Annotated in this window: 18 protein-coding genes, 15 tRNA genes and 1 pseudogene; 6 read left to right on the top strand and 28 right to left on the bottom strand. The window is 37.6% G+C overall.

All coding sequences use genetic code 11. The annotated features are described in order from the left end of the window. Nucleotides 1–42: 42 nt before the first annotated feature. On the bottom strand, nt 43–1,476 hold the full coding sequence (locus FS608_RS22095) for an MFS transporter (protein WP_144554732.1): 1,434 nt from the start codon (nt 1,474–1,476) through the stop codon (nt 43–45). A gap of 404 nt (nt 1,477–1,880) precedes the next feature. After that, on the bottom strand, nt 1,881–3,287 hold the full coding sequence (locus FS608_RS22090) for an MFS transporter (RefSeq protein ID WP_144554731.1): 1,407 nt from the start codon (nt 3,285–3,287) through the stop codon (nt 1,881–1,883). Nucleotides 3,288–3,702: 415 nt separating this feature from the next. Between FS608_RS22090 and FS608_RS22085 the strand changes: the two genes are divergently transcribed. From FS608_RS22085 to FS608_RS22075, 3 genes are all read left to right on the top strand, one after another. After that, on the top strand, nt 3,703–4,362 hold the full coding sequence (locus FS608_RS22085; protein ID WP_144554730.1) for an FMN-dependent NADH-azoreductase: 660 nt from the start codon (nt 3,703–3,705) through the stop codon (nt 4,360–4,362). Between the two features lie 152 nt (nt 4,363–4,514). Beyond that, nucleotides 4,515–6,044: a diguanylate cyclase domain-containing protein gene (locus FS608_RS22080; RefSeq protein WP_144554729.1), complete on the top strand. Its 1,530-nt coding sequence runs from the start codon at nt 4,515–4,517 to the stop codon at nt 6,042–6,044. Between the two features lie 247 nt (nt 6,045–6,291). Next, nucleotides 6,292–7,437 carry a HAMP domain-containing sensor histidine kinase gene (locus FS608_RS22075; protein WP_313958729.1) on the top strand — a complete coding sequence of 382 codons (1,146 nt, stop codon included), beginning with the start codon at nt 6,292–6,294 and terminating at the stop codon, nt 7,435–7,437. Nucleotides 7,438–7,486: 49 nt separating this feature from the next. On the opposite strand, the gene FS608_RS22070 is transcribed toward FS608_RS22075, so the two are convergent. The 5 genes from FS608_RS22070 to nagA form a co-directional block, all read right to left on the bottom strand. Continuing rightward, nucleotides 7,487–8,488 (bottom strand): CAP domain-containing protein, encoded by a 1,002-nt coding sequence (locus FS608_RS22070; protein ID WP_395947810.1) that lies wholly within the window; start codon nt 8,486–8,488, stop codon nt 7,487–7,489. A 140-nt stretch (nt 8,489–8,628) separates the two neighbouring features. Continuing rightward, nucleotides 8,629–9,366: an SIS domain-containing protein gene (locus FS608_RS22065; RefSeq protein WP_144554727.1), complete on the bottom strand. Its 738-nt coding sequence runs from the start codon at nt 9,364–9,366 to the stop codon at nt 8,629–8,631. A gap of 26 nt (nt 9,367–9,392) precedes the next feature. After that, nucleotides 9,393–10,115 carry a GntR family transcriptional regulator gene (locus FS608_RS22060; protein WP_144554726.1) on the bottom strand — a complete coding sequence of 241 codons (723 nt, stop codon included), beginning with the start codon at nt 10,113–10,115 and terminating at the stop codon, nt 9,393–9,395. Between the two features lie 31 nt (nt 10,116–10,146). Then, nucleotides 10,147–10,884: a glucosamine-6-phosphate deaminase gene (gene nagB, locus FS608_RS22055; protein WP_144554725.1), complete on the bottom strand. Its 738-nt coding sequence runs from the start codon at nt 10,882–10,884 to the stop codon at nt 10,147–10,149. Beyond that, nucleotides 10,881–12,077 carry an N-acetylglucosamine-6-phosphate deacetylase gene (nagA, locus tag FS608_RS22050; RefSeq protein WP_144554724.1) on the bottom strand — a complete coding sequence of 399 codons (1,197 nt, stop codon included), beginning with the start codon at nt 12,075–12,077 and terminating at the stop codon, nt 10,881–10,883. The genes nagB and nagA overlap by 4 nt, the downstream gene beginning before the upstream one ends. A gap of 280 nt (nt 12,078–12,357) precedes the next feature. On the opposite strand from nagA, the pseudogene nagE reads away from it, so the two are divergent. Both nagE and FS608_RS31430 read left to right on the top strand, forming a co-directional pair. Next, a pseudogene (gene nagE / locus FS608_RS22045) lies at nt 12,358–13,794 on the top strand (N-acetylglucosamine-specific PTS transporter subunit IIBC); the annotation flags it as partial. Between the two features lie 15 nt (nt 13,795–13,809). After that, entirely contained in the window at nt 13,810–14,325 is a 516-nt protein-coding gene (locus FS608_RS31430) for a PTS sugar transporter subunit IIA (protein ID WP_313958730.1), read from the top strand. Between the two features lie 38 nt (nt 14,326–14,363). Here the strand turns inward: FS608_RS31430 and yhbH are convergent, their stop codons facing one another. The 6 genes from yhbH to queG form a co-directional block, all read right to left on the bottom strand. Continuing rightward, entirely contained in the window at nt 14,364–15,530 is a 1,167-nt protein-coding gene (gene yhbH, locus FS608_RS22040) for a sporulation protein YhbH (protein ID WP_026565896.1), read from the bottom strand. A gap of 271 nt (nt 15,531–15,801) precedes the next feature. Then, on the bottom strand, nt 15,802–17,697 hold the full coding sequence (locus FS608_RS22035) for a PrkA family serine protein kinase (RefSeq protein ID WP_144554722.1): 1,896 nt from the start codon (nt 17,695–17,697) through the stop codon (nt 15,802–15,804). A 324-nt stretch (nt 17,698–18,021) separates the two neighbouring features. After that, nucleotides 18,022–18,771: an oxygen-insensitive NADPH nitroreductase gene (gene nfsA / locus FS608_RS22030; protein WP_144554721.1), complete on the bottom strand. Its 750-nt coding sequence runs from the start codon at nt 18,769–18,771 to the stop codon at nt 18,022–18,024. Nucleotides 18,772–18,821: 50 nt separating this feature from the next. After that, entirely contained in the window at nt 18,822–19,295 is a 474-nt protein-coding gene (trmL, locus tag FS608_RS22025; protein ID WP_144554720.1) for a tRNA (uridine(34)/cytosine(34)/5-carboxymethylaminomethyluridine(34)-2'-O)-methyltransferase TrmL, read from the bottom strand. Nucleotides 19,296–19,368: 73 nt separating this feature from the next. Continuing rightward, a complete protein-coding gene (locus FS608_RS22020; protein ID WP_144554719.1) occupies nt 19,369–20,241 on the bottom strand; it encodes an amidase domain-containing protein in 873 nt (290 codons plus the stop codon). Between the two features lie 84 nt (nt 20,242–20,325). After that, nucleotides 20,326–21,456, bottom strand: coding sequence for a tRNA epoxyqueuosine(34) reductase QueG (queG, locus tag FS608_RS22015; RefSeq protein WP_144554718.1), 1,131 nt, complete (start codon nt 21,454–21,456; stop codon nt 20,326–20,328). Between the two features lie 111 nt (nt 21,457–21,567). On the opposite strand from queG, the gene FS608_RS22010 reads away from it, so the two are divergent. After that, the gene (locus tag FS608_RS22010) at nt 21,568–22,239 is read left to right on the top strand and encodes a B3/B4 domain-containing protein (RefSeq protein WP_144554717.1); all 672 of its coding nucleotides are present in this window, start codon (nt 21,568–21,570) and stop codon (nt 22,237–22,239) included. A 76-nt stretch (nt 22,240–22,315) separates the two neighbouring features. Here FS608_RS22010 and FS608_RS22005 read toward each other — a convergent pair. The 15 genes from FS608_RS22005 to FS608_RS21935 all read right to left on the bottom strand — a co-directional run bounded on the left by FS608_RS22005 (nt 22,316) and on the right by FS608_RS21935 (nt 24,142). Next, nucleotides 22,316–22,389: transfer RNA gene (locus tag FS608_RS22005), tRNA-Gly, on the bottom strand. A 434-nt stretch (nt 22,390–22,823) separates the two neighbouring features. Next, nucleotides 22,824–22,905: transfer RNA gene (locus tag FS608_RS22000), tRNA-Leu, on the bottom strand. A 27-nt stretch (nt 22,906–22,932) separates the two neighbouring features. After that, a tRNA-Leu gene (locus tag FS608_RS21995) sits at nt 22,933–23,018 on the bottom strand. Between the two features lie 42 nt (nt 23,019–23,060). After that, a tRNA-Cys gene (locus tag FS608_RS21990) sits at nt 23,061–23,134 on the bottom strand. Between the two features lie 8 nt (nt 23,135–23,142). Further along, a tRNA-Gly gene (locus FS608_RS21985) sits at nt 23,143–23,217 on the bottom strand. Nucleotides 23,218–23,221: 4 nt separating this feature from the next. Continuing rightward, nucleotides 23,222–23,296, bottom strand: a tRNA-Gln gene (locus FS608_RS21980). 28 nt (nt 23,297–23,324) lie between these two features. Further along, nucleotides 23,325–23,400, bottom strand: a tRNA-His gene (locus tag FS608_RS21975). 11 nt (nt 23,401–23,411) lie between these two features. Then, nucleotides 23,412–23,485: transfer RNA gene (locus FS608_RS21970), tRNA-Trp, on the bottom strand. A 5-nt stretch (nt 23,486–23,490) separates the two neighbouring features. Next, nucleotides 23,491–23,575: transfer RNA gene (locus tag FS608_RS21965), tRNA-Tyr, on the bottom strand. Between the two features lie 47 nt (nt 23,576–23,622). Further along, nucleotides 23,623–23,695, bottom strand: a tRNA-Phe gene (locus tag FS608_RS21960). Nucleotides 23,696–23,700: 5 nt separating this feature from the next. Continuing rightward, a tRNA-Asp gene (locus FS608_RS21955) sits at nt 23,701–23,774 on the bottom strand. A gap of 2 nt (nt 23,775–23,776) precedes the next feature. Then, nucleotides 23,777–23,850: transfer RNA gene (locus tag FS608_RS21950), tRNA-Met, on the bottom strand. Nucleotides 23,851–23,877: 27 nt separating this feature from the next. Further along, nucleotides 23,878–23,953, bottom strand: a tRNA-Val gene (locus FS608_RS21945). A 5-nt stretch (nt 23,954–23,958) separates the two neighbouring features. After that, nucleotides 23,959–24,033: transfer RNA gene (locus tag FS608_RS21940), tRNA-Glu, on the bottom strand. A 17-nt stretch (nt 24,034–24,050) separates the two neighbouring features. Beyond that, a tRNA-Ser gene (locus tag FS608_RS21935) sits at nt 24,051–24,142 on the bottom strand. Between the last annotated feature and the right edge of the window lie 79 nt (nt 24,143–24,221).

Genomic DNA, 24,221 nt, shown 5'->3' with positions numbered 1-24,221 from the left:
AATGTTTATTAAGCGCTCTTTAAATTATCATTAACCTTTTGCTTATTTACTGGTTATTTTGGAATATTTCATGCTTTTTCTGTTTTTAGCTAAATCAGCTGAAAGTTGTACAGTACGCTTTTTGTTTAATGGGTATAGGAAAACAATGATTAGGAATACAGCACCAAGTGTAAGTGCAGGTACTAAAGTGGCAAGTGTATGAATTCCTTGTAGTGTTTCAGCTGATTGTGCTTCGGCACCAGCATGGTAACCAACTGCTGCAATCGCTGCACCACCAATACCACCAGCAACCGCTTGACCGATTTTACGTGCCATTGAGTAGATTGAGTAAACGGTACCATCTTCTCTGAGACCTGTTAAATACTCGTGATAATCGATTACATCTGTAACAAACGCCCAAACAACAAGGTTAAAAATACCATAACCAAACATAGCAACTGTTAATATTCCGATAAATTGTGTTGCTGTTAAATTTGGAAGGAAATATAGTACCGCGTATACAAGTGCTGCGATTAATAAACCGCCAGAAGCCACTTCTTTTTTCCCATATTTCTTAACCAATGGTTGAATCAATGGCATTGCTACAAATACCGCAACAGCTTGAAGAAGACCAACTATACTTAATGCTTTAGCGTTAGCAAAATAATCCTTAAATAGATATACGTTTACCGTACCAATTAACATGAAGACAATCATGAATGCCAAAGCAGCTACAAGGAACACCATTAATGGTTTGTTTTTAGTAAGCCCCTTCATTGTTTGGCCAAAATTCACTTTTTCTTTATTTGTTTCATCCAAGACGATACGTTCAACAGATAATTTATAACAAGCCATGTAACAAGCAATTGCAAGTCCACCAAAAATTAATGCTGCGATAATGAAGCGAGTTGCATCCGGTTTATTATTAATGAATAAAATAATTGGTCCAACTACGTTAATAATTAAACCTGCCAATTGGCCGCCTAAAGTTCTCCAGCTTGATAGTGAAGTACGTTCCACAGGATCGCCTGTGATCACTGAAGCCATGGAGCCATAAGGAATATTAACAGTAGAGTATAATGTTCCCCACAAAATATAAGTGACATAGGCATAAGCAAGGTAAAACCCATGAGACATACCAGGTATCTTTACGAACATCAATATCCCCATGATTACAAGTGGTAATGACATTCTTAAAATCCAAGGTCTAAATTTCCCTTGAGCAGTACCCTGTCTCGTATCAATGAAACGACCCCATGTTACATCAGCAAATGCATCCCAAAGACGTGCTACTGCAAATAAAATTCCGACATGCGCTGGATTAATATGAAAGATATCCGTATAGAAGACCATCAAGAAAGCGGCGGCTAAAGTAAAGAAGAAATCGTTTCCAAAATCACCAAACAAGTAACCTAATTTATCTTTAATACCAAATGGACGTACTGTTTTCCCACCTGATTGTGGGGTTTCTGCTTTCTCTTGCAAAGCTCGAACCATTTCTTTCCCCTCCCAATAAAATATTCTAAAAAATCATTTCTAGATTGTAATCAGATTCCTTTGAAACTATTTTGTGAAACCCCTTACTAAATTACTCACAACAAAGCATGACTTCTCGAGAATATATACCGTTTTAAATTAATTTGTTTAATGAACTAACAATTAATTATGCAATTAGAATATCACCCATATTTGTTATTCGTCAATAATTTTGTTTGCAGTTGATAATGTTAATGTTTTCTGTTTTTGGAAATGAGAGTAGTTGGATAATAATAGGTTGTAAGCGACTTACGGTTTTCTGCATAATAACGATTAACCCTTAGCAAATGCAAAAGGGTTTTTTTAGATTAGAAAAAGGCAGCAAACAGTCTTTGCTACCTTTTTCTTTAAATATAATTTAGTTTTTATTTTGAATTTCTTCTTTCAGCTAAATCAACAGTAAGTTGCGCTGTACGCTTTTTGTTTAATGGATAACAAAATACAATAATTAGGAACACAACAGCAAGAGTGATTGCAGGTACTAGAGTTCCAAGTGTATGAATTCCTTGAAGCGTATCAGCTGTCTGTGCTTTAAGATTTGCATTATAACCAACTGCTGCGATTGCTGCCCCACCAACGCCGCCAGCAACTGCTTGGCCAACTTTACGTGCCATAGAATAGATCGAGTAAACGGTTCCATCTTCACGTAAACCAGTTAAATACTCATGATAATCAATAACGTCAGTAACGAAAGCCCAAATGACAAGGTTGAAAATACCATAACCCAACATTCCAACGGTTAAAATTCCAATAAATTGTGTTGCTGTTAAGTTAGGAAGTAAATATAGAACTCCATATATAATAGCAGCAAGTAATAAACCACTAGAAGCCACTTCTTTTTTACCAAATTTCGAAACTAATGGTTTAACAAATGGCATAGCTACAAATATGGCAATAGATTGAAGAAGACCAACCATACTTAATGCCTTAGCATTTGCGAAGTAATCCTTAAATAGATAAACGTTTACAGTACCAATTAACATAAACACAACCAAATATAATAAAGATGCAAGCAGGAACCACATTAATGGTTTATTTTTACCAAGGCCCTTTACAGTTTGGCCAAAATTAACGTTTGGTTTTTCTGTTGCATCTAGCTTAATACGTTCAATTGATAGAGTATAGCAAGCTAGATAACAAGCAATTGCAAGAACACCAAATATAATGGCACCAAGTAAGAAACGATTAGCATCTGCTTTATTGTCGACAAACAAAATCATTGGTCCAACAACGTTAATGATTAAACCTGCCAAGTTACCACCCATTGTTCTCCAGCTTGACAAGGCTGTACGTTCAACAGGGTCACTTGTAATTACAGATGCCATTGAACCGTAAGGAATATTAACAGTAGAGTATAATGTTCCCCATAAAATATAAGTTACATAAGCATAAGCAAGGTAGAAACCATCAGACATTCCTGGTATGTGAACAAACATTAAAATTCCTGTAATAACAAGTGGGAAAGACATCCTTAAAATCCACGGCTTGAATTTTCCATGTTTAGTTGCTTTTCTAGTATCGATGAAGCGACCCCATGAAACATCAGCAAATGCATCCCACAAGCGTGCGGCAAAGAATAACCCGCCGACGGCAGCCGGATTCAAATGATAAACATCAGTATAGAAAACCATTAAGAATGCTGCTACTAGAATAAAGAAGAAATCATTTCCCCAATCACCAAACATATAACCTAGTTTATCTTTCATTCCAAACTTTCTGAATCCATTTGCAGTTGTTTGTTCAACTGCTGTTTTGTTTGCTGGCTGACCCATAATTTACTCCCCCATTTTCTGTATGGCTTTGAAGATTTGCCAAGAATAATTGCTGTTAACTCCTTGTATTGTTTGAATATTCAATACTTTGTAACCCTTTTCATTAGTGATGAAAAAAATATAATTTCGTATTAATTAGTTAGTTTGATGAACTAATTAATATATTTGTATCTTATCACCGTCTATTTACTCAGTCAATAGATTTTTGTAAGCGTTTAAGTAAAAAAAATTGGGAATTTTAATTAGGACCTGTTAAATGATTATTGCGTTCATATAAAAAAAACTAAAACCCTCTATAAATACTAATTCAGACACTTATTGTTCAAGAACGTCACCAGATGTTCAATATTGAGCAAAGTTATTTTTTTTATAATAAATATTGGGAATGAAATAATTTAAGATGGGTCGTGTATTTATGGAAAAATTACTATATATAACCGCAAATCCAAAAGGGATTGAGAAATCAAAAGGATTAAAAATTGGGGAAGCCTTTCTTGAGTCTTTTCATCAAGTCCGCCCAGATGTGTCTATTAAGAAAGTCGATTTGTTTTCTTTAGATTTCCCGCAAATGGATGCTGATTTGGTTTCAGCCAGAGGAAAACTAGCTGGTTATGGGTATACCATAGACCAGCTAGTTGACATTGAAAGAGAAAAAATCACGAAAATGCATGATCTCGCTAATGAGTTTATCAGTTATGATTACTATGTCTTTGTTTCGCCTATGTGGAATTTAAACTCCCCTGCCATTTTAAAGGCATATATCGATAATTTATTTATTGCAGGAAAAACGTTTGCCCATACAGTTAACGGACCAAAAGGACTTTTAATGAATAAAAAAGCGATACATCTCCAAACAAGAGGCGGTCAGTATACAGGGACTCCTATGGAAGCATTGGAGTCCGGTGATCGATATTTAAAAATCGCCCTTCGTTTCTTAGGAATTGAGGTTACTGATTCAGTTATTACAGAAGGTTTTGACATTAATCCACAAAAGGTGCCTGACATTCTTGCACAAGGAGAAGAAAACGCTAGACTTGCAGCTAAAAATTTCGCTCTTAAACCTGTCACGGTTTAAGATGAAATACTTGAGTTTCTCTAAATAAGGGAAGCTTTTTTTATTGTCTATTTTGTCATTAATATCTAAATCATAGTATAATTGGAAAGATGCATTTTTTAATATTGTAAGATAACACTAAAAACTTCATTCACTATGCCAGGAGAGTATCCATGCTAAAAGATTTTGTCTCAAATGCAGCAATATTAATTGCTTCCTTCTCTATAATGGGAGTGTTATTTAAAGATAAGCCAATACGCATAAACGCTCCCCGCTCATCCAAACTATATTGGGGTCTTTGTTTTGGAATTTTAGGAAATGTTTTAATGGCATTTAGCATTCAATTAAATGCAAGTACAATTGCGGATTTACGCCACTTGGCTATTGTAATTGCAGCTACTTTTGGTGGATTTATTCCTGCATTATTGTCTGCTGTTCTAATTGCGGCAGGTCGAATTCTTCTTTTTGGAATTAATGAATCATCTTTACTGGGAGCATTTGGAGCACTTCTTACCGGAATACTATGCGGGGGTATTTCAAATATTAACCTTTCAAGAACCCTTAAGGCCTTCCTCATGAATTTAATTGGCTTGTTTTTTGTTTCTATAATTTTTATCATCAGAATTGACGATCTTCAATTTCTTAAAAATGTATTAACCATGCATTATTTTATTTCTCTCATTGGTGGTTTTTTAGCTTATCATTTCTTTGTTTTTGTAGTTAATTCTTATGAAGCACAAAATCAATTAAAGCATAGCTTACTGAAATTAAAAGAAACGGAAGAGCGCTTTCGACTCATTGCTGAATACTCTAGTGACATGATTACCATGCACAACGAGAATGCAGAATACAAATATATTTCACCAGCCGTTAAAGAAATTATCCATTATGAGTATCCCGAACTTCTAGATAGAAAGATGTATATGTTTATTCATCCTGATGATATTGAACATACAAATGATATGTTTGAGAAAGCTTTAGAAGAGGGTGCTGCTAATTCGACCTATCGTTATCGTACAAAGTTGGGAGACTATGTTTGGATCGAATCTGCTCTGAAAAGTGTTCATTTTGAGGAAGATGGCAGCAAAAAGGTCATTATTGTCTCAAGAAATATAACTGACCGTAAGCTAACAGAACAAAAATTACAAGAAGCCAATGAGCTTCTAAATCGGCTCTCCTATATGGATGGTCTAACCGGAATAGCAAATCGAAGATATTTTGATGAAACACTTGTGAAAGACTGTTCAAATTCTTCTTCTACCCATTCTCCAATCACATTAATTATGTTTGATATTGATTACTTTAAAAAATACAATGATACATACGGCCATTTAACAGGAGATGCATGCTTACAATCGATTGCTCAGGCCATAAACAATCAGATTACTACCATTAACTCTGACTGTACTTTTTGCCGATATGGGGGAGAAGAGTTTGCCCTCATCTCCCCTTTCACAGGATTAGAGAAAGGGATGAAAATTGCAAAACAAATACAAGACACCATTCGGTTACTAGAGATTCCTCATCTTAGTTCTGAAATCAGCGATATCATTACACTTAGTATGGGAGTTGCCACCATTGTCCCCTCTAGACCTATCATGCCACAAGAGTTAATACAAATGGCTGATAAGGCCTTGTACGTATCTAAGACAAAAGGGAGAAATACGATCACGTCTGCTCAATTAAGTTTGGAAGGTTTGTAACTAACAAGCCTTCTTTTTTTATCCTTAAAATACTATTTTATTTTTCTAAATTATGCAAATATTGTTGTATAATGTGGAAAATACATGTAAAATTTCCCTAACAGCCTTATTTTGGATGGTGACGTTAATGGACATAACGAAACATCTTTTTTTAAACCTCTCAATTTTTATCATATTATTATTTTTCTGCTTAATTTTTTTTGATAATATAAAAACATTTACCCTTTCTAAATCCTCACTAATTATTTTGTGTATTGCTTGTGTTTGGTTATGTATTCAATTCTCTTACAATCCAGTTCCATCTGCCCGATACGATTTAAGAATTATTCCTTTAGTGCTGGGTGCCCTTTATATCGGAATCGGACCAATTCTTATCGTTTCCATTATAGTCATAAGAGCCTTTTATGGCTTTGATTTGGGCTTTTTTCAAACGGTTGCACTTTATGCACCTATGGGAGTAATTTTCTGGCGAGTATATCCGTGGTTTCTAAGACAAGTTCCAGGACGTCGCATTTTCGTTACGGTATGTATAGGTGTGATTCTTGGTGTAGTAACAGTTATTGGGATGAGTTTCGAAAATACCCATACCTATTGGCTGGATGCTTGGTTTGCATTCCTATTTATTCCCTCACTTGGAATTGGCATTATCTCATATGGGATTGAATTTGTCAGACGAAATAACGAAATGCAGCAGCAGCTCATTAAAGCAGAGAAATTAAAAGCAGTCGAACAGATGGGAGCCGCTATCTCTCACGAAATCCGAAATCCACTTACGGCTGCAAGCGGGTTTGTCCAACTCCTTCAGGATGATTACCTTTCAAGGCATAAAAGAAAAGAATACCTATCGATTGTTAAAGAAGAATTAATTTCTGCTGAGCGTGTTATTCAGGATTACTTAACTTTTGCAAAGCCATCCTTGGACGCGCTGGAGGAACTTAATGTAAAAAGTGAATTGCGACAAATAATCAATATTCTTCTGCCTCTAGCTAATCAAAATTCTGTAGAAATTATTACTGATTTCTCAGTTATTGGTTTTATTGAGGGAGATGGACAGAAATTTCGTCAATGTTTTGTGAATGTCATCAAAAATGCAATTGAAGCTATGCCAAATGGTGGATATTTAACGATTACCACTGAATTCAGTAAAAATTATGTAACTATAAGTGTAAATGATACTGGTATTGGAATGACTAATGAGCAACTTGAGCGATTAGGAGAACCCTTTTATTCTACAAAGGGGAAAAATGGTACCGGTTTAGGTATGATGGTCGTCTATAGCATTGCCCGTGCTATGGATGGTACTGTCTGGGCAGAGAGTGAAATCGGAGTAGGGACCACTTTTCATTTTAAATTTCCAACCATACCCATGATATTAAAAAGCGAATTAAACTAAAAGGAAACCGACAGGATAATTAACTGTCGGTTTGTTTTACATGATTTTTTTATTTCCCGATAAACATTTGTGTCCAATGTTTTCCAGTAGCCTCATATCCTACCCCAATATGAGTAAAATTAGCACTTAGAATATTTTTGCGATGACCTTCACTATTCATCCAAGCAGTTACTACTTCTTGTGGTGTCCGTTGTCCTTGGGCAATATTTTCACCTGCAGATTTATAGGTAACACCAAAGTCCCTCATCATATCAAATGGCGATCCGTAAGTAGGACTGGTATGTGAGAAGTAATTCTTTTGCTGCATATCCAGAGATTTTTTCTGCGCTACACCATTAAGCTGTGTGTCTGCCTTTAAAGCTGGAAGACCATTCTTACTGCGTTGTGCATTAGTCAAGTCAATTACTTGTTGAACGTATTGACTTACATTTCCAGTGGTTGGTGCAGGCGCATTATTTTGTGTAGTAGCTGGCTGTTTTGGTGTTGGTGTTGTTTGCTTTGGCGCTGGTGCTGGTGTTGGTGCTGTTTGCTTTGGTGCTGGTGTTGTTTGCTTTGGCTGGTGAATAGGCGCTGGCTGCCCTGCCGGTGCCTGTCCAGTCGGTGTTTGCTGCTGGATATATGGTTGTATTTGCTGCATAGCCCAATTTCTTGGGTCGATCGTAATATACTGATATTTTGCATCACGGATTAATACCGCTCTTGTATGAGGATATTGGTTACTGTTTAAGGATGTCTGATACGCAGAAATCATATCATCATTATTGTTGTTATAATTTTTCTTGTTTTTCCGTTTAGTATTAAACAGATTAGCATCAAGATCTGAATCATTGTTATCATTGTTTGTATAATCCTCAGTTAATGGACCATTGTGGTCAATTCCATCATCTCTGCCATTACGGACATCCATATATGGAGTGTTATTTCTTATGTCATTGTTCATCCCAACATGAGTATCCTGATCATTTAAGTCATTATTATCATTGTTATTACAAGCAGCAAGTCCCATTGTTAAAACCGCTGTTAAGACTAACCCAAAAGATTTTTTTATCAATCGAAATACCTCCTTTGAAAGAATCATGTTACCTCTTTATTTTTCTTGATTTTCAAAGAAAGTATTGGTGGAAAATAAACGCATTTTTATTTTTCCACAAAAAAACCAACGAGTGTAACTGTCGGTTTCGTTTAAAGCATTTAATTTTCCAACATTGGAATTCGTTCTTTATACTTGTTAATCAGCGCACGATTGTGTTCATCTGCACCATCAGCATTGCCGCTTTTAAAAATTGGCGGTTCAAAGTTATTACTGATCATTATGCTGATGGACTCCACCATTATTCCGTTAACGATCGCTGTCCCAATGACAGTTGAACCTGAACCAAAACTAACAGCAAGAGACTCATGCTCCATTAATGCATCACCAACCATTATATGATTATCAATGGAAAGGTTAGCGGTTTGATACAAATATTTACCACTTTTATGTCTTGAAGTAACGGACTTTGTATAAACGTATGATGTGATAGCAATGACAAATGCCCCCTTATTTTTAGCAAACTCGGCAACATCGATTGGTACTGGGTTCCTGCCAGAGGTTGATGCAACAATAACAACATCCTGAGGTTGAATTTTCACTCTAGTTAGAAATTGTTTTGCTAAGTCATTTTCCTTTTCTAATTGAGATGAACGAACAGCCCCCTTGTGAAGCATTAAGTCCTCAATTAGGATAGGGTTAATAGGTACTAGTCCACCTGCACGGTAAAATAGTTCTTCTCCAAGGATATGTGAATGTCCGCACCCAAAAACATGAACGATTCCATCGTTTTGGATACATTCTGCGATCTTTTTAGCAGCTATTTTGAGACCCTCAGTTTCATCCTTTTCAACTAAGCTTAATAATTCGTGAAGCTTTTGAAAATAATGATTGAACACGTTAAATAACCTCCATTGCCATGTCTTCAACGTTTCATTTGGATCATAAATTTGTAGCGATCTGCACGATAAACCGATTTAACGAATTCAACAGGGGTATTGTCCTTTAGAAAAGTGTTTCTTTGGATTAACATAACTGGTGCCCCCTTGCTGATCTTTAGTAAATCAGCTTCGTTTTGACTGGCCACTGATGATTCGATGATCTGTGAAGCACTATCAATTTTTAAGTCTAATTGCTCTTCAATGTATTTATACAGGGAATCATTTACAATTCTTTCTGTAAGTCCTTTAATAAGGTTGGCTGAAATATAGTTTGTTTCTAACGCCATCGGGACATTATCTGCCATACGAATTCTTTTGATTTCATATACAGGACCATGTTCCGAAATTAAAAGCTGCCCTGCTACTTGTCTTGTTGCAGGAATAATTTCAAAGTGAAGTAATTGGCTTCCAGGCTCGAATCCTCTGGCTTTCATATCTTCTGTGAAGCTAGTTAATCCTTGAAGGGGCTGTTCAATTTTTCTTTCTGCAACAAAAGTGCCCTTTCCTTGTAATCGATATAACAATCCTTCATTTACTAACTGTGTAAATGCCTGTCTCACTGTCATACGGCTTATTTGATATTTTTCCGCGTATTCTCTTTCTGGTGGAAGCGCATCACCAGGACGCAACTCGCCATTTTCAATTAGTTCTTTAATATACTCTTCAATTTGGTAATAAATTGGAATCGGAGAATTCTTATTAATCATTTCCTCCAGCTGCATCCTTTCCTTAAAACTGTCACGTAGTAACCTTTAAATCTGCTATTGCCGCTTTATCTGCAATAATTGTAACACATGGATGATTTTTCAACACTGATGCTGGAAAACTTTCACTTATCTCCCCATTCAATAGTCTAAAAAGTGCTTCTCTTTTCTTCTCACCTGACACGAGAAGCAGAATTTCTTTGCTTTTCATAATGGTGGAAATCCCCATTGTAATGGCTTTAGTAGGAACCTCTTCGATTTTATTAAAAAATCTTGCGTTTGCTTCAATAGTTGAAGAAGCTAACTCTACGATATGCGTTTTGGAAGCAAAGGAAGTTCCTGGTTCATTAAAGCCTATATGTCCATTACTGCCAATCCCGAGGATTTGCAAGTCAATACCGCCATGCTGATTTATTAAATCCTCATATCGATGGCATTCCTCTTGAAAATCTGCAGCAATACCGCTTGGAATATTTGTCTTTTCTTTATTGATGTCAATATAATTGAAAAGCTGATTATTCATAAAATATCGGTAGCTATTTTTATTTTCACCCGAGAGCTCAATGTATTCATCTAAATTAAAAGTGGTTACCTTTTGATAAGTAGTCCCATTTTTATGGTGATCGTCGATTAAGCATTTATATGTCCCAATTGGAGTCCCGCCTGTCGCCAAACCAAGTTTAATACTTGGGTTCTGAATAACCTTTTTTATGATATATTCAGCTGCTTTATTACTCATTTGTTGATAATCTATGACTTCAATAATCTTCATTTAGAATTTTCCTCCCTATTAAAAGCAAGAATTCCCCTGCATAATGTCATATAAACTTCCATATTCTCATCTAAAATAACAATGTCCGCATCTTTTCCAACTGCAATACTGCCTTTTCGATCATAAAGGTTCAATTGCTTGGCTGGATTCACTGAAGCCATTTCAATTGCATCCTCAAGTGAACAGTCCGCATATGAAATGATATTTTTTACCGCCTGTCCCAATTTCAAAATACTTCCGGCAAGAGTTCCATCCTCAAGTACTGCTTTTCCATCCTTTACAAAAACCTCTTGGCCGCCGAGCTCATACTTTCCATTTTTCAAACATTTTGCCCGCATCGAATCGGTTATTAAAATCAATCCATCACTTCGTTTTTGCTTAAAAGCTAGTTTAACCATTTCTGGACGGCTATGCACCCCATCGACGATAATCTCAGCTTTTAATTCTTCTCTTAAAAAGGCCGCTCCCACAACCCCAGGTTCACGATGATGCAGCCCTCTCATTTGATTATAAAGATGGGTTACGTGATTTGCTCCAGCTTCAATAGCTTCATTCACTTCATCATAAGTAGCATCTGTATGGCCAATCGATGCAATAATCCCCTTCTCCTTTAAATATCGGATCATCTCTATACCATGCGGTCTTTCCGGAGCTAAAGTGACAAGTTTAATCGTCTCATTGGACAGCTTTTGCCATTCTTCAAGTAAAGCAAGATCAGGATCAATTATATGTTGAATTGGCTGTGCCCCAGCCATTTTACTATTCACAAATGGTCCCTCGAGATGAATGCCAAGTATTTCAGATTTTCCTGAAGCGTGCTGTTCTTTAATGTAATTCCCAGCATTTATTAAGGCATTTTCAATTTGTTTACCTTCCTGGGTCATCGTAGTAGCTAAAAAGCTAGTTGTACCTTCTTTAGGCAATGCTGCTACCATTGTGTCCAGTGCTTCCTTGGTGGCATCCATTGTGTCGGCACCGGCTGCACCGTGGATATGAACATCGATAAAGCCTGGAACTGCATTAAAATGGGCAGGAAGTTCAATCACATTATAGTTGTCGTTAGATAGCTCAGATGATGAACCAATTTCAATGATTTTTTGATTTTTAATTTTAATATATCCATCTTCTATTATTTGTTCTTGTGAATAAACCCGTATACCCTTTAGCAAAATATGATTATCATTTGGAATCATCTATGATACTTCCTTTCAGGTTATATCTAAATCTTAGCATCACCATTATATAGTTGTCTATACCAATTTATTTTATAATCAAAATAAGAATAAAATACCATTTCAACCTAATATTACTCTAACCAATAATAATCACTTTGTTAATAAATTTAATAAATTGGTATAGACATCTATAAATATTTAGTGTTATATTAGAAATAGAAAAGCGCTTACACCCGCAATAATTTTTTTAATGAATTATTTTATAGTTATTTTTTAGATTATATTAGGAGGTAATGTGATGAAGAAATATTTACAAAGAATTGGTCGTTCATTGATGTTACCTGTAGCTGTTTTACCGGCTGCAGCTATCTTGATGGGTATTGGTTATTGGATCGACCCTACGGGCTGGGGGGCGGATAGTCCGCTGGCGGCTTTCCTAATTAAAGCTGGTTCATCGATCATTGATAATATCCCTATCCTATTTGCTGTTGGGGTAGCATTAGGGATGGCGAAAGAGAAAGATGGTTCGTCAGCGTTAAGTGGTTTGGTTGCCTACTTAGTTGTGACAACCCTGCTTTCGCCAGGTTCAGTGGCATTGCTCGAAGGGATTAAACCAGAAGAAGTAGATCCTGCGTTTGTAAAGATTGGAAATGCTTTTGTTGGTATTCTTTCTGGTATTGTTGCTTCCACGATGTACAATCGCTTTAGCCATGTTAAATTACCGGATGCTTTAGCATTTTTCTCTGGTAAGCGTCTTGTCCCAATTATGACTGCGGTATCTATGCTTGCTGTTTCTGCAATACTATTCTTCTTATGGCCTGTTATCTTTACAGGACTTGTTTCATTTGGTAAAGGTATTGCTCATTTAGGCGCTTTTGGCGCAGGTTTATATGGATTCTTTAACCGTTTATTGATTCCAACTGGTCTGCACCATGCCCTAAACTCAGTATTCTGGTTTGACGTAGCCGGAATTAATGATATCGGTAATTTCTGGGCTGGGAAAGGAACAAAGGGTGTTACTGGTATGTATCAAGCTGGATTCTTCCCTGTCATGATGTTTGGTTTACCAGCAGCAGCATTAGCGATGTACCATACTGCGAAGGACAAGAAGAAAAAGGCAGTAGCTTCCTTAATGTTAGCAGCAGGTTTCGCAGCGTTCTTTACTGGTGTTACAGAGCCAATTGAATTTGCCTTTATGTTTGTAGCTCCAATGCTTTATGTGGTCCATGCGATTTTAACAGGTATTTCCTTAGCCATTGCAGCTGCATTCCATTGGACGGCTGGATTTGGTTTTAGTGCCGGTCTGGTTGACTTTATTTTAAGTTCTAGATTACCGTTAGCAAACCATCCTTACATGTTAATGGTTCAAGGCTTAGTGTTTGCGGTAATCTATTATTTCTTATTCAGATTCATCATTACGAAATTCAACTTGATGACTCCTGGACGTGAAGAGGATGATGAAGAATCTTCTGAAATCAGTGTTGCATCTGGTGAAAGTAAATTTACTGTTATGGCAGCACAGATTTATGAAGGATTAGGTGGAGATGCCAACGTTACTTCTGTTGACAATTGTGTAACCCGTTTAAGAATGGAAGTAAAAGATATGAACGCAGTCGACCAACAAAAAATTAAATCGACTGGTGTACCAGGCATTAATATCGTTGGAAAGCAAAGTATTCAAGTAATTATCGGAACGAATGTACAATTCGTAGCAGACGAAATTTTAAAACTTCGTAATAATCCAAATGCGATGAAAAAAATTAATACAACCAAAAATGACACCTATACTCTAGTGGAATCGAATGAACGCTCTCCACTTTCTGAAAAAGATTTCGTTATGCCAATCGAAGGGGAAATTATCCCGATTACTGAAGTGCCAGATCAAGTCTTCTCACAAAAAATGATGGGTGATGGTTTTGCAATCATTCCATCTAAGGGATCTGTAGTTTCACCTGTTGATGGTGAAATTATAAACGTATTTCCTACTAAACATGCTATTGGTATCAAGTCAAATCAAGGATATGAAATTCTCATCCATGTCGGCATGGACACTGTAAATTTAAAAGGCGAGGGTTTTACAGTGCTTGTAAAGGATGGAGAAAAGATTACAAAAGGTCAGGAGATTTTAAAATTCGACTTAGATTTTATTAAAAAGTCAGCACCATCAACAGTTACTCCAATTATCTTTACAAACTTAACAAAATTAAATGTTAAAAAACAGGGACACTCATCCCAAGGTCAAGACGGGATCCTATCCATTGAATAACAACAGAAACGACTGGTGCCTGACACCAGTCGTTTTTGTTAAGCGAATAATTTCGATTCCTCAGCTTGAAAGAAACTCTTCATCGCATGAAAGACATCTGCTTTTTGCTTAAGAATATAGTAGCGAAATTGATCATCTTTAATGTTCTTATAGGCGGACATTAACGTTGAATGGCGGTTATATTGATTTACTTCACCGTAGCCAAACATATTAGACACTTTCATTAATTCTTCCACTAGCTTCACGCAGCGGGCGTTGTCCGAAGTAAGATTATCACCGTCTGAAAAATGGAATGGATAGATGTTGAACTTTCGTGGATTATATTTGGCATCAATGATTTCAAGTGCTTTGCGGTATGCGGAAGAACAAATGGTTCCACCACTTTCACCCTTTGAAAAGAAGTCTTCCTCTGAAACAACTTTAGCCTCAGTATGGTGGGCAATAAATTCAATTTCCACCGTTTCATATTTGGTTCTTAAAAATCGAGTCATCCAAAAGAAAAAGCTTCGGGCCATATACTTTTCCCAGATCCCCATCGATCCACTTGTATCCATCATGGCAATAACTACTGCTTTAGAATCTGGTTTGATTACTTCATTCCAGGTCTTAAATTTTAAATCGTCCTTGTAAATCGGGTGGAAAGCTGGCTTTCCGGTCATCGCATTTCTTTTAAAAGCTGACATCATTGTCCTTTTCTTATCAATATTCCCCATCAGCCCTGTTTTACGAATATCATTAAATTCAATGTTTTCAACTAGATGTTCTTGCTCTTCTTTTCTTTTCAAATTTGGAAGCTCCAATTGTTTAAATAATGCTTCCTCTAGCTCCATTAATGATACTTCCGCCTCAAAGTAATCTTCACCTGCTTGGTCGCCAGCTCCTTGGCCTTTTCCAGGTCCCTTCTGGCCGCTAGAACCATCACGTGCTACTACATCACCTACTTGACTGTCACCATCACCTTGGCCCACGTGTTTGTTTTTGTCATAATTATAACGGATTTTATATTCGTCCAATGAACGAATTGGTATTTTTACGACATCTCGACCGTTAGACATGATTATGCTTTCTTCAGTAATTAAGTCGGGAAGATTGTTTCGAATTGCCTCCTGGACTTTTTCCTGATGCCTTTGCTGGTCATCGTGGCCTTTACGGTGGAGGGACCAATCTTCTCTTGAAATGACAAATTGATGGTTGTTTGTTGACAATGTAAACCCCTCCTTATTAATTTAATAGGTTCCAAAATGCACATATTTTCATCAAATACATATGATAACGCGAGTGAAAAAAATAAGATAAATATGGATTACTTTATCCTATGCAGAAATAAAGAATAATTTACAAATTATTTTGACAATTGTGTATTCGCCTATGAAATTGGACAAAGTGGGAGCATTACAGATTCTTCGTGAATTTGAATAAGGAAAAAAATAGACTGACAGATTTCCTTCTGCCAGTCCCTACTATTTTAACCCCGACTTATCTATTTAATAGACTTCCTACATAACGAAGTAATTCATTCGCTGACGTTGTATTATAGCCATGTTCATCCACTAATCTTGCAACTACATTATTAATTTTCTTGAGTTGCTGTTCATCAGGTGTTTTGGAAGAAGTGGTAATTTTCACAACGTCTTTTAGATCGGCAAACAATTTCTTTTGAATAGCTTCACGGAGACGATCATGAGAATTATAGTCAAAGCGTTTCCCTTTTCTCGCAAAGGCTGAAATCCTAATGAGGACTTCCTCCCTAAAGGCTTTTTTCGCATTTTCAGAAATACCAATTTGTTCTTCAATGGAGCGCATCAACTTCTCATCTGGATTGATCTCCTCGCCAGTGAGCGGGTCACGCAGTTTTGATTTATTGCAATAGGCTTCCACATTATCTAAGTAATTGTCCATTAAGGTTTTCGCTGATTCTTCATACGAATACACAAATGCTTTTTGGACTTCCTTCTTGGCAATATTATCATACTCTTTCCGGGCCAATGAAATATAATTCATATAACGTTCCCGTAACTCTGCGGTGATGGACGGGTGCTGGTCGAGTCCATCCTTTAATGACCTTAATACATCAAGTGCATTAATTGATGGTATTTCTTTACGAATGATTGTCGATGAAATTCGGTTAATTACGTAACGAGGGTCGATACCACTCATACCTTCATCAGGATATTCCTTCTTCAGTTCATCCACATCGGCTGTATTAAAGCCTTCCACACTTTCCCCATCATATAGGCGCATTTTCTTTAGTAAATCAATATCGCCTTTTTTCGGTTCCTTTAAACGAGTAAGAATAGTAAACATCGCAGCTACTTTTAACGTATGCGGTGCAATGTGAACATCAGAAACATCACTTTCATTGATCATCTTTTCATAAATTCTTTCTTCTTGTGACACCTTTAAGTTATACGGTATTGGCATAACAATAATCCGCGAATGCAAGGCTTCGTTCTTCTTGTTGGAGATAAAGGACCGGTACTCCGTTTCGTTCGTATGCGCCACAATTAACTCATCCGCACTAATAAGAGCAAAGCGTCCAGCTTTAAAATTCCCCTCTTGGGTCAGAGATAGCAAGTGCCACAAGAATTTCTCATCACATTTTAACATCTCCTGGAACTCCATCATTCCTCGGTTAGCCTTATTAAGTTCACCATCGAAACGATAAGCACGTGGATCTGATTCAGAACCATATTCCGCAATCGTTGAAAAATCGATACTACCCGTTAAATCAGCAATATCCTGAGATTTTGGATCGGATGGGCTGAATGTACCAATCCCTGTTCGTTTATCTTCGGAGAAAAAGATTCTTTCCACCAATACATCTTCGATTCGTCCACCATACTCCTGTTCAAGACGCATCATGTTCAGCGGTGAAAGATTACCTTCAATGCGGATGCCATATTCATCAAAGAAGTCCTTTCGCAAATGATGTGGGATTAAATGGAGTGGATCCTCATGCATCGGGCATCCTTTAATGGCAAATACAGAACCCCGATCCGTGAGTGAGTATGCTTCAAGCCCCCTTTTTAACATGGTAACAAGAGTGGACTTCCCTCCGCTTACAGGACCCATTAATAATAATATACGTTTCCTTACATCCAATCTTTTTGCAGCTGGGTGGAAGTATTCTTCCACAAGCCTCTCAAGCGACTCCTCTAAACCAAATAATTGATTGCTAAAGAATTCGTACTTCTTCGTCCCTTTTTCTTCAGTAATTCCTGCATCCTTAAGCATATTATAAACTCGTGAATGTGCCGACTGTGCAACCCATGGCTTCTCTTTCAACAACTGTAAATAATCTGCGAATGACCCTTCCCAACGTAACTTTTCTTCTTCCTCGCGATACATCTCGATTTTTTTTAGAATATCCATAAGGCCCTCCCCCGTAGGTTAATCAGAGACGATTTAATATACTCTATGCTGATAAGCTATTGAACATGCGTAACCATTGCCAGTTAGCGTCTATCTTTTTTATTACAATAAAAAGAATCTTCCTCTTTTCATTTTTATAAGATAGGCTATAATAAAACTATATGTGTGATAAAATTGAAAAATGTATGACGAAGGAGGATTACATAAATATGAACACTTTCATCGTTTGTTTAGTAATGGTCGCCTTTTTAGCGGCAATTTTCACATCAGGGTATAACGACAAACCAGGTTCAACCAAATAAAAGCTGCCAATTGGCAGCTTTTTTAGTGGCGATCCAGTTTATTTTTTTGAATAAATTCCTTCATATACATTCTACTCTTCCGATCAAGCATCCTAGCCATTTGTTCTGTCCAGCGGTCTTTTCTTTTCCCATCTGTCCGCTCTTCATAGTAGTTAGAAATTAAGTTATCATAATTTTGTAACTGCCCAATGTAAACCTCTTTATTTTGTTCATATTCTTCTTCATGATAAACATGGTCAAATGGCAGCCTCGGTTTTTTGTCATTTAGTTTGGTCGGAAACCCAACTGCCAGTCCAAACAAAGGAATAACCCGCTCTGGTGTTTTTAATATCTTAGTTACCTCATCTAAATTATTACGAATTCCACCTATGTAACAAATCCCTAACCCCATCGATTCTGCTGCAATTGCTGCATTTTGTGCGGCTAAAGATGCATCAATGAGAGCTACCATGAACTTTTCTGTGCTTTCAACCGAAGGGGTAACATCTATCTGTTCATTCTCCCCAATAATGGTATGGCGGTATAAATCTGCACAAAAGACAAAAAAGTGGCCGTTGTTTTCAACATATTCCTGATTCCCTGCAAGCTCTGCTAGTTTTTTCTTTTTTTCTTTGTCTTTAACACCAATTATAGAGTAGGCCTGAATAAAACTGGATGTGGATGCAGATTGAGCACAAGTAATGATTGTTTTAATTTGTTCGTCTGTTAGTTGCTTGTCCTCAAAATGACGATGAGAGCGGTGGTTTAGTATTGTTTGTATAACTTCATTCATAACACTCTTCCTTTCCATTACTCAAAAGGAGGCCCTTAGGCCCCCTCAGATTATTGTAGATGCGCATAGTTTTGCTGCCTGAGCGCTTCATAGATAAGAATAGCGGCTGTATTGGACAAATTTAGAGAACGGATATTTTCATTCATAGGAATGCGCAAGCTGACTTCTTTATTATTTTCAATGACATCTTTCGGAAGTCCTGTTGTTTCACGCCCAAAGATAAAATAATAATCTTTATTTGAATTACTGTAATCAAAACTGCTAAAAGCCTTCTGTCCAAATTTTGTAATATAAAAAAATTCACCGCCTGCATTCTTCTCATAAAAGTCATCAAGAGAATCATAATAAGAGATATTAACGTGTTCCCAATAATCGAGTCCTGCTCTTTTTAACATTTTGTCATCCGTAGAAAAGCCTAATGGACGGATTAAATGTAAATTTGTATCTGTTCCTGCACATGTTCTTGCAATATTTCCTGTATTGGAAGGGATCTGCGGTTGATATAAAACAACATTAATTGACATGGAATTCACCTCATGTAAAAACTCTACATGCAATTATACCATTAACATAGACCCTTTCAATAATTAAGCATCCTTAATCGATGATTGAAAAAAATCTGTATTTAATATTTGGGGTATAAGCAGATGAATCTTCATATGCCCAATACCTCATCCGACTATTATACGTATGGGCATTAACTAACGGCATGCCATTTGCATCCTTAGCCGTCACAATTGTATTATGATTAAACCGTCCATCCCCTTCAAAATCGTAACAAATTATATCTCCCAATAACAATTGGTCCGGACTGCTCACTTCCCTTGCCCGTAAACCAATTTTTGAATTAGCAAAGTATCCCTTTAGAGAGTGTGCCACTGCCCAACTATAGCTATAATTGCTTTTTTGGAGCCACCAGCCTGTTGCCCGATTAGGATAGCCTCTCATAGGTGCACCGCCACTATGAAGGCATTGTGAAATGAAATTGGTGCAATCATTTTCAAACTTTTTATATGCAGGGTTGTAGCTATTCCACCACCTTTCTGCATATTGTACAGCCTTTAAACGATTATATTGAAAACTCAATCGTTCTTCCAGGTCCTCTACAAGAAATTCTGCAGGTGTGTGATAAGTTTCTTGAGGTGCATATGGATTAATTTCCTCATCCATCACTAAAGCCTCTTTGTAAAACTTAGCTAATCTTTCTTCCACCTCTTCTTCCATATACAGCAAACCCTTTTGCTTGATTAAATATTGATAATGGGCCTGATATTTTACCGTTTGGAATTCATCCTCTTTATCAATTTCTAAGATTCCGCCGGAAGCTTTTACTTTTACAACTTCAGCAGATCTTTTTGCTAATGTACTTTGCTTATTTTCAGCCTTTGGAAAAAATACTTTATGTGTTCTTTTATCGGAAACAAATTGACTGACTCTTTTTTCAAATAACTCTTGTATCAAATGAAGCATATTCCTCACCCCTTTCCTTCATACATATGTGAAAAGACAGGGATTAATCAAAAAAAATAAGCGAACCACTTGAGTTCGCTCATTTTACCTATAAAAACTTAAGGCTTTTTCTATTTCATTTTGTACTTCAAGATCCTTTTCATGTTCCTGTGCTTTATTTAAGGCCGCAAGAGCTGTCTCACCGCCAATTTTCCCAAGGGCCCAAGCTGCTGTTCCTCTTGAAACTGGATTCCCCTCATTCTCTAGAATATCTACTAAATCTGGAATGGCTGTTTCATCCTTAAAATGAGCAAGGGCAATAATTGCATTCCTTTGAATTGGCTTTTTCCCTCTCCAAGCGCCAGATACATGACCAAATTTTGCTTTAAATTCTCGATTACTTAATTTTAGTATCGGCTTTAATAAGGGTTTCGCAATTTCAGGTTGTGGTTCAGTTTCTTCATGAAAATGATAGTTCTTCCCTTTGTTAACAGGACATGCAGTTTGACATGAATCACAACCATATATGCGGTTACCAATCTTATCTCTATACTCATATGGAATAAATGTTTTTGTTTGTGTTAAAAAAGAAATACAGCGTTGTGCATTAATCTGTCCACCTTGGACCAAGGCTCCGGTGGGACAAGCATCCAAGCACTTTGTACATGACCCGCATTGATCTTCTATTGGAGTATCGGGTTCAAAGGGAATACTTGTAATCATTTCACCCAAATACACATACGACCCAAATTCAGGTGTAATAATGGCGCAGTTTTTTCCACTCCAACCGATTCCAGCTCGCTCAGCTACGGCTCGATCTGATAGCTCCCCAGTATCCACCATCGATTTTAACCTTGCATCAGGTACCTTTGTAGTGATAAAGTCTTCTAACTTCTTAAGCCTATCATTTAGCACATGGTGATAATCAAGCCCCCATGAGGCCCTGCTGAAAATCCCTCTCCTTTCACCCTTTTTACTTTCGACACGGTGATTCATCTTGGAAGGGTAAGCAATTGCAATTGAAATGATCGAACGAGGTTCCTCTAGTAATAATGAAGGGTTCACTCGTTTCTCTATATCTGGTTCTTCAAATCCAGATTGGTAGTTAAGTGCCTGCTGCCTTATTAGTCGATTTTTTAATTCAGTGAACGCCTCTGCTGTCGTAAAACCAATTTTATCAATGCCAATTCCCTTACTATAGGCAATTAGTTCTTCCTTTAACTCTTCAATATTCAAGTGGTCCCCCCCTTCCTTTGAAGTGATTTATAATAAATATGGATTTTTAAATTATTAGTTACACATCTATCTATGATAAACTATTTTCATTAAATTTTGGAGGTGGAATGGTTGGAAATTAAACTCTCAGAGGAAATAATCGAGCAAATTCCTAACTTTAAAGTGGGGATCATTGTATATAAAAATATTACTGTTGCTGAATCACCGCAAATGATTAGAGGAAGACTTCAGCTTTTTCAAGAATCTATTTATTTTGATTTAGAGAATAAAAATGTTACTGAACTCTCAGGAATTCAGGAATGGCGTAACATTTTTAAAAATTATGGGAAAGATCCCAATCGGTATCGTCCTTCAGTCGAAGCTTTGTATAGAAGGGTACAAAAACAAAATTTCCTGTCATCTATACAAAGTGCTATTGATATTAATAACTTTTTCTCCTTACAATATCAAGTACCTATTGGAATTTACGATTTGGATAACTTGAATGGATCCATTAGCATTCGATTAGGAAGAGAAGGGGAGGAGTACACTGGATTGAATGGGCGGATAAATTCTTTGAATCGTCTGATCGTATCTTCAGATAATCTAGGGGCCTTTGGAAGTCCATTTGTGGATTCGGATAGAGCACCTGTAACTTTTGCTACCAAAAATGCTCTGCAAGTAATATATTTGAGACCCTCAACCGATGTTGAAAAGTCGATGAGATTAACAGAATCATTAATGAACATGTTTACCCAAATACATGGAGGAGAAGCATCCTTCCTAATAATCAGGTGTCCATAGGGCATCTTTTTTATATAAGAAAAAACGCAACTCATCGTTCTCTAATGTAACGATAAACTGCGTTAGTTAATATGTATGGAGCGGGTGATGGGAATCGAACCCACTACATCAGCTTGGAAGGCTGAGGTTTTACCAGTAAACTACACCCGCGTTAAATAAATTAATGAATCAGCAACTGACCTTTATTATATTACACACTATTTTTAATATAGTCAAGGGGAAAATGCAGATTTTGTCGAAATTACTTATAAGATGAAGAAAATGTACCGGGAATTAACCATCTTAGAAAAATAAAGCCTGTTTTAGAAAATAATGTTGTGATATCTCAAGCAGAGCCATTTAAAATCGATATTTCGTGTGAAATTACACTTTACTATATAGACTTTTTAGTTAGATTTAATGACTTATTCCTTCAATGGGCGAATTTTTAAGTTCAATGAGCGAATCTGGGGTATTAATGGGCGAATTTCTGCCTTCTATGGGCGAATTTAAGAAGCAAAATGCTTTTAGAAAAAAGTGAAATAAAATTAAGTCAAAAAAAAGTTGCTCATAAAATTATGAGCAACTTTTTTCAAACAATTTGATACCGGTGATCGGGGTCGAACCGATACTCCTCACGGAACACGATTTTGAGTCGTGCGCGTCTGCCAATTCCGCCACACCGGCGCGTATTAAAATGTTTTGATAAAGTAATGCCGAGGACCGGAATCGAACCGGTACGGTAGTCACCTACCGCAGGATTTTAAGTCCTGTGCGTCTGCCAGTTCCGCCACCCCGGCGAAATCTAATTACCTGTTCTTATCCATACTTGGCAAATAATATGGAGGCGGCAACCGGATTCGAACCGGTGGTAAAGGTTTTGCAGACCTCTGCCTTACCACTTGGCTATGCCGCCATAAATATTGGAGCGGAAGACGGGATTCGAACCCGCGACCCCCACCTTGGCAAGGTGGTGTTCTACCACTGAACTACTTCCGCAAATTGGCTGGGCTAGCTGGATTTGAACCAACGCATGTCGCAGTCAAAGTGCGATGCCTTACCGCTTGGCTATAGCCCAATATTTACAAATTAAGATTTTCATATGATGGGGCGACTGATGGGAATCGAACCCACGAATGTCGGAACCACAATCCGATGCGTTAACCACTTCGCCACAATCGCCACTATAAAATTGGCAGGGGTAGTAGGAATTGAACCCACACCAAAGGTTTTGGAGACCTTCGTTCTACCTTTAAACTATACCCCTATAAATGGTGGAGGGGGACGGATTCGAACCGCCGAACCCGGAGGGAGCGGATTTACAGTCCGCCGCGTTTAGCCACTTCGCTACCCCTCCACATATTATTCAAAACGCTAGCAGCTGGTGCAAGCAAAAATTAAAGGTGGCTCAGGACGGAATCGAACCGCCGACACAAGGATTTTCAGTCCTTTGCTCTACCGACTGAGCTACTGAGCCAACAACGGTCTGGACGGGACTCGAACCCGCGACCTCCTGCGTGACAGGCAGGCATTCTAACCAACTGAACTACCAGACCAATTGCGGGGACAGGATTTGAACCTGCGACCTTCGGGTTATGAGCCCGACGAGCTACCGGACTGCTCCACCCCGCGACAATAGAAATAAATAATATTAAGATATGGTGGAGGATGACGGGATCGAACCGCCGACCCTCTGCTTGTAAGGCAGATGCTCTCCCAGCTGAGCTAATCCTCCAAATTTGGTGACCCCTACGGGACTCGAACCCGTGTTACCTCCGTGAAAGGGAGGTGTCTTAACCGCTTGACCAAGGGGCCATATTATTTAAGTATTATGGCGGAGAGCAAGGGATTTGAACCCTTGAGACAGGGTTACCCGCCTACACGATTTCCAATCGTGCTCCTTCGGCCACTCGGACAGCTCTCCATAAATGGCTCCGCAGGTAGGACTCGAACCTACGACCGATCGGTTAACAGCCGATAGCTCTACCACTGAGCTACTGCGG

It is taken from the genome of Bacillus sp. X1(2014) (assembly GCF_007678255.1).
Note: the sequence above shows the minus strand (reverse complement) of the source record. Positions and strands in the feature narration are given on the sequence as shown.

Coding starts and splice junctions, on each gene's coding strand:
- FS608_RS31430 (WP_313958730.1), top strand. CDS start 13,810: ATGAAAAAAATTAATACAACCAAAAATGACACCTATACTCTAGTGGAA.
- FS608_RS22060 (WP_144554726.1), bottom strand. CDS start 10,115: ATGATTAATAAGAATTCTCCGATTCCAATTTATTACCAAATTGAAGAG.
- nagA (WP_144554724.1), bottom strand. CDS start 12,077: ATGATTCCAAATGATAATCATATTTTGCTAAAGGGTATACGGGTTTAT.
- FS608_RS22095 (WP_144554732.1), bottom strand. CDS start 1,476: ATGGTTCGAGCTTTGCAAGAGAAAGCAGAAACCCCACAATCAGGTGGG.
- trmL (WP_144554720.1), bottom strand. CDS start 19,295: ATGTCAATTAATGTTGTTTTATATCAACCGCAGATCCCTTCCAATACA.
- FS608_RS22035 (WP_144554722.1), bottom strand. CDS start 17,697: ATGGATATTCTAAAAAAAATCGAGATGTATCGCGAGGAAGAAGAAAAG.
- FS608_RS22020 (WP_144554719.1), bottom strand. CDS start 20,241: ATGCTTCATTTGATACAAGAGTTATTTGAAAAAAGAGTCAGTCAATTT.
- nagB (WP_144554725.1), bottom strand. CDS start 10,884: ATGAAGATTATTGAAGTCATAGATTATCAACAAATGAGTAATAAAGCA.
- FS608_RS22080 (WP_144554729.1), top strand. CDS start 4,515: ATGCTAAAAGATTTTGTCTCAAATGCAGCAATATTAATTGCTTCCTTC.
- nfsA (WP_144554721.1), bottom strand. CDS start 18,771: ATGAATGAAGTTATACAAACAATACTAAACCACCGCTCTCATCGTCAT.
- FS608_RS22090 (WP_144554731.1), bottom strand. CDS start 3,287: ATGGGTCAGCCAGCAAACAAAACAGCAGTTGAACAAACAACTGCAAAT.
- FS608_RS22085 (WP_144554730.1), top strand. CDS start 3,703: ATGGAAAAATTACTATATATAACCGCAAATCCAAAAGGGATTGAGAAA.